This is a genomic window from Acidisphaera sp. S103 (genome assembly GCF_009765975.1).
GTDB lineage: Bacteria > Pseudomonadota > Alphaproteobacteria > Acetobacterales > Acetobacteraceae > Rhodopila.
In genome coordinates, this window is the sequence record NZ_LMUJ01000100.1 from 47,047 (window position 1) to 56,902 (window position 9,856).

Consider the following 9,856-nt stretch of genomic DNA (forward strand, 5'->3'; position numbering starts at 1 on the left):
TACGTCGCAGGTGGCGGTGCTGACCGCCGCTCAGGTCGCCGGGCTGACCACCGCGCAGGTGGCAGCGTTGACCACCACCCAGGTGCCGGTGCTGTCCACCGCTGACGTCAAGGCGCTGACCACGGCGCAAATAAAGGCCCTGACCACGTCCCAGGTGGCGGTGCTAAGCACCACCGAGGTGGCGGCGTTGTCCTCGGCGCAGGTGGCGGCGCTCACCACCACCGAGGCTGCCGCGTTGGCCACCACCCAGGTCCCGGTGCTGTCCACCGGCGGCATCGCCGGGCTGGGGTCGGCGCAGTTTATGGCATTGACATCCTCGGCCGTGCTGGCGCTGACAACAATCGAATTCGCCGCTCTCGGCACCGCGGCGATCAGTGCGCTGACCACCACCGAGACCGCCGCATTGTCCACCGGCGACATCGTGGCACTGTCCAGCAATCAGCTGATCGCTTTAACGACGACGGACATTGTCGCCCTAACGACCAGTCAGATGGCGGCTTTGACGACCGGTCAGATCCCAGCCTTCAGCACCAGTCAGATTCCGGCCTTCACCACGACACAGTTCGGTGCCCTGTCCACCAGCCAAATCCCCGCCTTTACCTCGACCCAAATTGGGGTGATGACCACCGCCCAAATCGGCGCCCTCTGACCTCGACGAACAGCCGTGGTACTCATTATCCGAAGAGGGGATAGGATGAACGATCCCAACACCCGGCATTCCCGCCGCGGGTCAGGCGACAGACCGGTCGACCTCGACCTATCACCGGGGGATGTGACGACACGGGCAACAGACTGGGCGGTCGGTATGTCGGCGGCGACTAACCCACCTTAGCAAGGCCTGAGGCCAGTCTCCGAAGCGGAATCGGATTCAGGCTCGCCTGGCTTCCCGGCCTAGGCCACCGTACAAGCCCAACACACGATCGAGCCATGCGGCAATCGGATCGTCCGCCTGCAGTAATTCGAAACGGCTTGCACAACGAGGCCACATCAGCGTTCCGGCGATGATGTGATCCGCGTAACTCGGCGCCGCGCCGCCTAACCAATGCTGTCGCCGTAGGACGAGACGGATTGGCAGCAGCAGGTCGCGAAACGCCGTCAGACGGTCTTCGCGTCCGTCTTGCACCGCTTCAAGGCTCTTGCCAAAACGCGCTTCGCGGCTGGAGCGAAAATAGTCGCGATCCTTGGGATCGATAATGTCGACCAGATCCCGCACAATGAACCGGGCGATACCGCCGACCAGGACCGAATCCGCCCAGGCGTTCACAAACCGAGCATGGGCGCGACCTGTGGGGCCGCCGAATAAGGTTGGCGTCGGGGCTTGGTCCTCCAGATATTCGGCGATCGTCCAGCTATCGAACACCACCGTGTCCTCGTGCTGGATCACCGGCACCTTGCTTTGCCCGGAGAAAGCGATCGCGTCGCGGTCGGTAAAGCGCCAGGGTACGGTTTCCACCGGCAGACCTTTGTGAGCCAGGGCGAATCGGGTCCGCCAGCAGTAGGGGCTGAACCGCACATCAGGGTCCGCGCCCGCAAGATCATACAGAACGATGCTCATGCCGCATCATGATCCCAGATCGACGCACCCGTCCATATCACGCCCGTATCCCCCTTGGGACCATCCGGCTCGGCATGATAACAAGCGGCTGGTGTCCGAGACCCCATCTCCCGATAGCTTGCTGCTCCGCACCGCCCGAGGCGCCGGCTGGGTCATGGCCTGGCGTCTGGGGATGCGTGTCCTCGGCTTGGTTAGCACGTTGGTGCTGGTGCGCCTGATCCAGCCGGCGGATTTCGGCATCATCGCATTGGCCACGAGTTTCACGCAGACCATCGACGGCATGCTGACTCTGGGCACTGAGGAAGCCGTCATCCGCGAGGCAACCCCCGGTTCGGTGTTCTACGACACCGCCTTCACTCTGAACCTGCTGCGCGGCGTCTCTGTCACCGTGTTGGTCGCTGCCCTCGCCTATCCGGCGGCGGGATTTTTCGCCGATCCGCGGCTGGGTCCGGTGCTGCTGTTCGTCGCCTGCCTGCCGCTGCTGGACGGCTGCGCCAATATCGGCGCGGTGGATTTCCGTCGCGATTTCGCCTTCCACAAGGAATTCGCGATCATGGTGCTGCCGAAGCTGTGCGGCATCGTCGCAGCGATGACGGCGGCGGCACTGCTGCATTCCTACGTCGCGATGCTGGTCGGCATGGGCGTCAACCGCGGGCTGCGCGTGGTCATGAGCTACGTCATGCACCCGTACCGCCCCGGTCTGTCGTTGAAAGCCTGGCGCGGACTGGCGGGGTATTCGACCTGGACCTGGCTGCTCAGCCTTGCCATCCTGGTGCGCGACCGCAGCGACTCGCTGCTGATCGGCCGGCTGATGAACACAACCTTCGTCGGCTTCTACAGTGTCGGGGCCGAGATCGCCGCCTTGCCGACGACCGAATTGGTTGAGCCGCTGGGTCGCGCGGCCTTCTCGGGCTTCGCGGTGGGACGGCAGGAGAAGGCCGACCCAGGCGAAACCCTGTTGCGGCTGATGGGCTCCGCGGCGCTGCTGACCCTGCCGGCCGGGGTTGGCCTGTCGCTGGTCGCGGCCCCCCTGGTGGCGCTGGCCTTCGGACCGGGCTGGGAACCGGCCGTGCCGGTGCTGCGCATCCTGTCGCTGAGTTTCACCGTCATGGTGTTCGGTCATCTCAGCCTGCATCTGCTGAGCGCACATGCGTTGTTGGGGCGATTGGTCGGTATCACCCTGGCCGGCGCCGCGGTCCGCGTCGCGTTGCTGCTGGCACTGATCCCGCATTTCGGACTGGCAGGCGCGGCGATCGGTGTGGCCGTCGCCGTGGTGCTGGAGCAAGCCCTGACGGTCGGCACTGCGCTGCGCCGCTTCCGCGTCGGTATCGGACGGGTGATGCGGCCGGTCTGGCGCCCAGTGCTCGCCGCCTCGGTCATGGCGGCCGCGCTGGCTGGCAGCGGCCTGGGTTGGTCCGACGACAGTGGCGTCGTAGCGCTGATGGAGGCGGTCGCCGGCGGGGGTGCCGTCTATGTGCTGACGCTGCTGGCAAGCTGGACACTGGCGGGCCGGCCGGCGGGAGCAGAAACGGACGTCTTGGCGCTGCTACGACGCACCGTGCGCTGAGATCGCTGCCTCGATCACCGCTCGGTCGAACACCCCGCATGGGCTGTCGGCGCCCGGCAGGAACCGGCGGAATGCCGCGAAACGCTGCCGGCTGACGGCGACCAGGCGGCGCAATTCGGCCAGTGGATCCGGATGATCGTCGGTTCGGATGTCCAGGTCGGGATACGGATCGCGGGTACAGATTTTCAAGGCAGCCGACTGTTTGCCGCGCTTGTCGCCACCGGCGGCCTCACCGGCCTCCAGCGCCGCCAAGAGGCGGTCGGGCAGCGGACCGATGACTGCCTCGAACGCGGCCAGGGTTTGCGACACCACGTCCGGACCCGCCAGCATGTTGCCGGCGATCGAGATGTCGATCCCGCGCACCGATCCGCACCAACCGACACAGTCTGTCCCGGTGTGGGCGGCGATCCGTCCGCTCGCATCCAGTATGTGGATCTGCCGGTGAGTTCGGCCGGCATCGGCGGCCAAGAGTGCCTCGACGATCTGCTCCGGTGGCTGTCCGGCACGCAACCGGGGCATTCCGTGAACGGCGTACATCGGGTTGATCAGCGCCTGGGTCGCCAGCGCCGCCACGCCGCCCTCAACGTGGATCGCCAGGGCACCGACGGCGAAGAAGCGTGTCGCGACGGCGGCGCCCAGCGCGCCGGTGGCGGGGTCTCGGGCGAGGATCGACCAGGTCATGCACAGCCTCCTGCTGAAGGGGCCAATTAAACCCAAAGGTGCGACTCGCCGGAAGCCTCTAAGGTCGGTTGATGCAACCGTCCCGTCCGGTCGAGACCGACATCGTGCTGCTTGGCGCCGGTCATGCCCATGTCGAGGTGCTGCGCCGTTTTGCAATGCGTCCGGAGCCAGGTGTGCGGCTGACGCTGATCGGGCGGGAACCGGAGACGCCCTACTCCGGTATGCTGCCTGGCCTGATCCGGGGCGACTACACGCATCAGGAAGCGCATATCGACCTGGCACCGCTCGCCGCGATGGCGAACGCTCGGCTGATCCTCGCGGAGGCGGTGGCGTTCGACCCGAATGAGCGGACTGTGACCCTTCCCGGCCGGCCGGACATCGCATTCGACCTGTTATCGATCGATGTCGGCGGCGTTCCGATTGTCCCTGGAGGTTCGGAAGCCGGCATCGGCGTGAAGCCAATCGGTCTGTTTCTCGACCGGTTACAGCATCTGGAAGCGGCGCTTCCCGCTGGTGTGCGGGTCGCGGTGGTGGGTGGCGGGCCGGGCGGTGTCGAACTGGCATTGGCGCTGGCCGAACGCTTCGCCGGCCGGTTGCGGCTGGTGCTGGTGTCGGCGACCGCCGAACCGCTTTCCATCTCACCAGCCGCCGCTCGGCGTGCGGTGCGGCAGGCGCTGGTCGACGCCAGTGTGGAACTGGTCAGCGGCGTCAGTGCGATCGAACTGCGGGACGGCCGGCTGTTGCTGTCCGACGGCAGTTACGTGGAGGTCGCGACGGCCCTGTGGGCGACCGGGGTGCAGGGACCGGCGTTCCTGGCCGCGTCCGGCGTCGCCTGCGATCCGATCGGCTGCATCCGCGTGACGCACGATCTGCGCAGCGTCAGTCATCCGCACATCTTCGCGGCGGGAGACTGCGCGTCGGTGGAAGGCGACCCGCGGCCCAAAGCCGGGGTCTGGGCGGTGCGGGCCGGTGCGCCGCTGGCCGAGAACCTGCGGCGGGCGGCGAAAGGCTGGGCGTTGAAGCCATGGAAGCCGCAACGGAACGGACTGGCGATCCTCGGCTTAGGGCGAGGCCGAGCGGTGGCGTGGCGGAATGGGATTGCGGTGCAGGGGCGGCGGCTGTGGTGGCTGAAGGACCGCATCGACCGGCGCTGGATGCGGATGTACACCGAAATGCGGATGGAGCCTGATCCTGACGCACCGATGCGTTGCGGTGGCTGTGGCGCCAAGGTGAGCGCGGAGGTGTTGGCCGGTGCGCTCGCAACGCTGCCTCGGGGTGAGTCGCCAGATCTGCTGACGACCCTGGACGACGCAGCGGTGTTGAAGCCGCCTCTGGGCAAGTTATTGGTCCAATCGGTCGACCACTTTCGTGCATTCCTGGACGATCCATTTGTGTTCGGCCAGATCGCCGCCGCACATGCGTTGTCGGATTTGTATGCGATGGGGGCGGAGCCGTGGACGGCGCTGGCGATTGCCTCGGTGCCTTATGCGTCGTCACAGAAGATGCGGGCGGAACTGTCGGCGATGCTGCAAGGGGCGACCGAAATCCTGCGCGCGGATGGCTGCGCGCTGATTGGCGGGCACAGCGCGGAGGCGTCGGAGACGGCGTTGGGGTTTTCTGTCACCGGGCTGGTGGATTCCGGCCGGATCCTGCGGAAAGGCGGCCTGCAGCCGGGCGATCAGCTGATCCTGACCAAGCCGCTGGGCACTGGCATCGTGCTGGCCGGGCATATGCGGGGCAATGCCAGGGCTCGGTGGCTGATGGCGGCGATCGATTCGATGCGGACGACCAACGCCGCCGCGGCCCGGATCGCCATGGCACATCGTCCGCGCGCGGGGACCGATGTGACCGGCTTCGGCCTCGCGGGTCATCTGGTGGAGATGCTGGAGGCGTCCGGCGCCGCCGCGGTACTGCGGCTGGCGGCTATCCCGGCGCTGCCGGGTGCGCGCGCCCTGGCGGCACATGGGATCGAGAGCACATTGGCTCCGGATAACCGGCGAGTGCTGGGCGACGCACCGGATACCGCCTTGCTGGTCGATCCGCAGACCTCGGGCGGGTTGCTGCTGGGCCTACCGGCACAGCGAGCGGCGGGGTGTCTTCAGGCGTTGGTGGAGGGCGGATTGAATGCCGCGATCATCGGCGAGGTGGAGGCGGCACAGGAAGGCGCCGGCCGTATCAGGCTGGAATAGCTGGCTTCGTCGTTCGATCGTATGATCCGCGCCCCCGGCTTCAGGCGATCACGCTCAGCGCCGCCCCAAACCCATTTGTGCTTCATGCACAAGGTCGGGACACAGGATGGCGATATCCTGTTGGAAGCGCGCCAGCACGGGTTGGCTGACACCAAGCGCCTGAACGGATGGCTCATCGGCGCCGGCGAGCAAATGTTCATCCCGCTGCCTGGACAGGCCAAAGATGTCGCGAAAAACCTCGGGAAATGCGAACAACATGGGGAGGACCCCTTTCTTCATCGCCAGCGTGACGCTGGGCGCCAAACCAATGTAGTAACGTCATGTTGCGCCGCAACAAACATGGCCGCATCGCTGGTTTGTCCGTTCGGTATGAGGCTACCGCTGGGTATTATTTGAGTATAAACCAGTATGGCGGGTGCCCAGGGGGATGGACGGCGGTTGTCGAACCTTTGTCCGGGCGATTGGCGGGTTCGGGTGCCGCCTATCCTTGACTTTTCCCTTGGTAATCCCGATACCCCGCCCGGCGCGCGAGAGGATGCAGGGCACCTCGCATGCGGGTTTAGCGTTTGGCTGTCTGGCGCGCCTCGACGCGCCTCCTGGCAGAGCGCTGAAATACCTACCCCCCAATCGCACCCATGCAATCGACTGGACCGGATTTGACCGAAACCACCACCGCCTCACGGGAACCGACCGACGCGGAACCGCACGTCGCGGAACGTATCGCCGCGGACACTGCCGCCGCCGACCGCATCGTTCCGGAAGACACGACCGCGGAGGCAGCCGGCGCCGCGACAGAGCCTGCCGTGCCTGCGCCGGAATCGCCTGTTACAGAAGCCGCCGTTCCTGAAGAGCCGGCCGCCACCGAACCGGAGGCGCCCTTGGCTGCCGAGGTGGCATCGCCCGAAGCCCGGGACAACGATCAGATGTCGCTGATCCCGATCGTCGAGGGTGCTCCGCCGGAACTCGCGCGCGTCGTATTCGCTGACCTGGGCCTGTCGCCGGAGGTGCTGCGTGCGGTCGAGGAGATGGGCTACCGTCATCCGACGCCGATCCAGGAACAGGCGATCCCCTATGTCCTGATGGGCCGCGACGTGATGGGCACCGCGCAGACCGGCACCGGCAAGACCGCCGGGTTCACCCTGCCGATGCTGGATATCCTGTCCGGATCGCGCGCCCGAGCGCGTATGCCACGCAGCCTGATCCTGGAGCCGACGCGGGAACTGGCGTTGCAGGTCGCCGAGAATTTCGTCCAATACGGCAAGTACCTGAAACTGACCCACGCGCTGATCATCGGCGGCGAAAGCATGTCGGACCAGAAGGACGTGCTGAACCGCGGCGTCGATGTGCTGATCGCCACGCCGGGCCGGCTGCTGGACATGTTCGACCGCGGCACCATCCTGCTGTCCGACACCAAATTGCTGGTGATCGATGAAGCCGACCGCATGCTGGATATGGGGTTCATCCCCGATGTCGAGCGGATCGTCTCGATGCTGCCGGCGACGCGGCAGACGCTGTTCTTCTCGGCCACCATGGGGCCGGAAATTCGCCGGCTGGTCGATGCGTTCCTGACCAATCCGAAGGAAATCGCGGTCTCGCGGGCCGCCTCGGTCGCCACGACGATCACCGAAGGGCTGGCGCTGGTCGCGGAGCACGACAAGCGGGAGGCACTGCGGCGGTTGATCCGCAGCCAGAACGTGCAGAACGCGCTGATCTTCTGCAACCGCAAGCGTGACGTCGATATTCTGTATAAGTCGCTGACGAAGCATCATTTCGACGCTGGCGCGCTGCATGGCGACATGGCGCAGACGGTACGGTTCTCGACGCTGGAGAAATTCAAGGCGAACGAGTTGCGGCTGCTGGTGTGCAGCGATGTGGCGGCACGCGGCCTCGACATTGGCGGGCTGTCGCATGTGTTCAACTTCGACGTGCCGATCCATGCCGAGGACTATGTGCATCGTATCGGCCGCACCGGGCGCGCGGGGCTGGAAGGCAAGGCGTTCACCATCGCCTCTCCGGAAGACCGTTACGCGGTGGAGCAGATCGAGAAGCTGATCGGCCATCCGATCCCGCCGATCCTGGTGGAAGGGCTCGATCCGGTGGATTGGGCCGAACGCGACGGCCGCAAGCGGCGTGGGCGCAAGCCGGCCGAGGGCAAGAAACCCGCCGAAAAGGCCAAGCCGCGGGACGCGGTGGAAAAGACCGAGAAGCCACGCACCGAGCGTAAACGGTCGTCGCGTTCGGAAAAATCTCGGCCGGAAACCGCTGAGCAGCCGGAACTGGCGGTGGTGGCCGATCGGCCGGCGCACCGTGAGGAGCCGCGGCGGCCCCGGGATGAGCCACGCCGGTCGGATGCCAGGCGAGATGAGCCTCGGCGGGAGGAGCCGCGTTGGGTGGAGCCTCGGCGTGATGAGCCTCGGCGCTACCGGCGCGATGACGATCTGGGTCCGTCCGTCGTTGGTTTTGGCGACGACGTGCCCGCCTTCATGTTCCTTCGCACTCGCCCGTCTCAGACCCCCGAAACCCGGGACTCCGACGCATGACCGACCGCCCTGCCAGCCATTTCACGCCGTTCGCCTGGGATGATGCCCTGCGGCTGGAAACTGCCCTGTCGGAAGACGAACGGGCGATCCGCGATGCGGCGCATGCGTTCTGTCAGGAGAAGCTGTTCCCGCGCGTGCTGATGGCGAACCGCGAGGAAAAGTTCGACCGCGAAATCATGAATGAGTTCGGGGAGATGGGCTTCCTCGGCGCCACGTTGGACGGTTATGGCTGCGCCGGGGTGAACTATGTCAGCTACGGCCTGATTTCCCGTGAGGTGGAGCGGGTTGATTCCGGCTATCGGTCGGCGTTTTCCGTGCAGTCCTCGCTGGTGATGTATCCGATCCATGCGTTCGGGTCGGAAGATCAGCGGCAAAAGTATTTACCGAAGCTGCAGACCGGTGAATTCGTCGGCTGCTTCGGGTTGACGGAGCCCGATGCCGGGTCCGATCCGGCATCGATGCGCACACGGGCGAAGAAGGTTGACGGCGGGTTCCTACTGAATGGGTCGAAGACCTGGATCACCAATGCGCCGATCGCCGATGTGCTGGTGGTGTGGGCGAAGGACGATGCCGGCGACATCCGCGGTTATCTGCTGGAACGGGGCATGCAGGGCCTGACGCAGCCGAAGATCGAGGGGAAATTCTCGCTGCGGGCGTCGGTCACCGGCATGATCATGATGCAGGACGTGTTTGTCCCGGAGGCGAACCAGTTACCCAACGTGAAGGGGCTGCGTGGGCCGTTTTCGTGTTTGAACAATGCTCGTTACGGCATCGCATGGGGCGCGCTGGGCTCCGCCGAATTCTGCTGGCACGCCGCTCGCGAATACACGCTGCAACGCATGATGTTCGGCCGGCCGCTGGCAGCGACTCAGCTGATCCAGAAGAAGCTGGCGGACATGCAGACGGAGATCACGCTGGGCCTGCACGCGGTGCTGCGGCTGGGACGACTGATCGATGAGCATGATGCGTCGCCCGAAATGATCAGCCTGCTGAAGCGCAACAATTGTGGCAAGGCGCTGGATATCGCCCGCGTCGCGCGAGACATGCATGGCGGCAACGGCATCGTTGATGAATATCACGTCATCCGTCACGTGATGAACCTGGAGACGGTGAACACCTACGAAGGCACGCACGATGTGCATGCGTTGATCCTCGGGCGCGCGCAGACGGGGATTTCCGCGTTCGGGGGATAGACGCCTCTTCCTCCTCCGGCGCGCCGATAACACAACCCAGGGCAATCGCTTGAAGGGGTGTGGGATTCCGGCGCGGTCTGAAATACGATTCTTAGGGAGCCTCGTACCATGAGGTTTCCATGTCCGAACCC

At 65.6% G+C, this 9,856-nt stretch carries 7 protein-coding genes and 1 pseudogene; 5 read left to right on the top strand and 3 right to left on the bottom strand.

What is annotated here, in order from left to right; all coding sequences use genetic code 11:
- Positions 1 to 649: pseudogene (locus tag GSQ89_RS32440) on the top strand (heme utilization protein); the annotation flags it as partial.
- A gap of 219 nt (positions 650 to 868) precedes the next feature.
- Here GSQ89_RS32440 and GSQ89_RS32445 read toward each other — a convergent pair.
- Positions 869 to 1,555, bottom strand: coding sequence for a glutathione S-transferase family protein (locus GSQ89_RS32445; protein WP_158932250.1), 687 nt, complete (start codon positions 1,553 to 1,555; stop codon positions 869 to 871).
- Between the two features lie 91 nt (positions 1,556 to 1,646).
- Between GSQ89_RS32445 and GSQ89_RS32450 the strand changes: the two genes are divergently transcribed.
- Positions 1,647 to 3,122 (top strand): oligosaccharide flippase family protein, encoded by a 1,476-nt coding sequence (locus GSQ89_RS32450; RefSeq protein WP_158932251.1) that lies wholly within the window; start codon positions 1,647 to 1,649, stop codon positions 3,120 to 3,122.
- Here the strand turns inward: GSQ89_RS32450 and GSQ89_RS32455 are convergent.
- Positions 3,102 to 3,803 (bottom strand): DUF1028 domain-containing protein, encoded by a 702-nt coding sequence (locus tag GSQ89_RS32455; RefSeq protein ID WP_158932252.1) that lies wholly within the window; start codon positions 3,801 to 3,803, stop codon positions 3,102 to 3,104. The genes GSQ89_RS32450 and GSQ89_RS32455 overlap by 21 nt on opposite strands.
- 71 nt (positions 3,804 to 3,874) lie before the next feature.
- On the opposite strand from GSQ89_RS32455, the gene selD reads away from it, so the two are divergent.
- Positions 3,875 to 5,992 (top strand): selenide, water dikinase SelD, encoded by a 2,118-nt coding sequence (gene selD / locus GSQ89_RS32460; RefSeq protein ID WP_158932253.1) that lies wholly within the window; start codon positions 3,875 to 3,877, stop codon positions 5,990 to 5,992.
- A gap of 54 nt (positions 5,993 to 6,046) precedes the next feature.
- Here the strand turns inward: selD and GSQ89_RS32465 are convergent, their stop codons facing one another.
- Complete coding sequence (locus GSQ89_RS32465) at positions 6,047 to 6,250, bottom strand: hypothetical protein (RefSeq protein ID WP_158932254.1); 204 nt, start codon at positions 6,248 to 6,250, stop codon at positions 6,047 to 6,049.
- 377 nt (positions 6,251 to 6,627) lie between these two features.
- Between GSQ89_RS32465 and GSQ89_RS32470 the strand changes: the two genes are divergently transcribed.
- Both GSQ89_RS32470 and GSQ89_RS32475 read left to right on the top strand, forming a co-directional pair.
- Positions 6,628 to 8,532: a DEAD/DEAH box helicase gene (locus tag GSQ89_RS32470; RefSeq protein ID WP_158932255.1), complete on the top strand. Its 1,905-nt coding sequence runs from the start codon at positions 6,628 to 6,630 to the stop codon at positions 8,530 to 8,532.
- On the top strand, positions 8,529 to 9,725 hold the full coding sequence (locus GSQ89_RS32475) for an acyl-CoA dehydrogenase (RefSeq protein WP_158932256.1): 1,197 nt from the start codon (positions 8,529 to 8,531) through the stop codon (positions 9,723 to 9,725). Before GSQ89_RS32470 ends, GSQ89_RS32475 begins: the two co-directional genes overlap by 4 nt.
- Positions 9,726 to 9,856 lie beyond the last annotated feature (131 nt).

What these genes read in the sequence shown, in the direction of transcription:
- GSQ89_RS32470 (WP_158932255.1), top strand. Translation starts at nt 6,628, where the DNA reads ATGCAATCGACTGGACCGGATTTGACCGAAACCACCACCGCCTCACGG.
- GSQ89_RS32445 (WP_158932250.1), bottom strand. Translation starts at nt 1,555, where the DNA reads ATGAGCATCGTTCTGTATGATCTTGCGGGCGCGGACCCTGATGTGCGG.
- selD (WP_158932253.1), top strand. Translation starts at nt 3,875, where the DNA reads ATGCAACCGTCCCGTCCGGTCGAGACCGACATCGTGCTGCTTGGCGCC.
- GSQ89_RS32465 (WP_158932254.1), bottom strand. Translation starts at nt 6,250, where the DNA reads ATGTTGTTCGCATTTCCCGAGGTTTTTCGCGACATCTTTGGCCTGTCC.
- GSQ89_RS32475 (WP_158932256.1), top strand. Translation starts at nt 8,529, where the DNA reads ATGACCGACCGCCCTGCCAGCCATTTCACGCCGTTCGCCTGGGATGAT.
- GSQ89_RS32455 (WP_158932252.1), bottom strand. Translation starts at nt 3,803, where the DNA reads ATGACCTGGTCGATCCTCGCCCGAGACCCCGCCACCGGCGCGCTGGGC.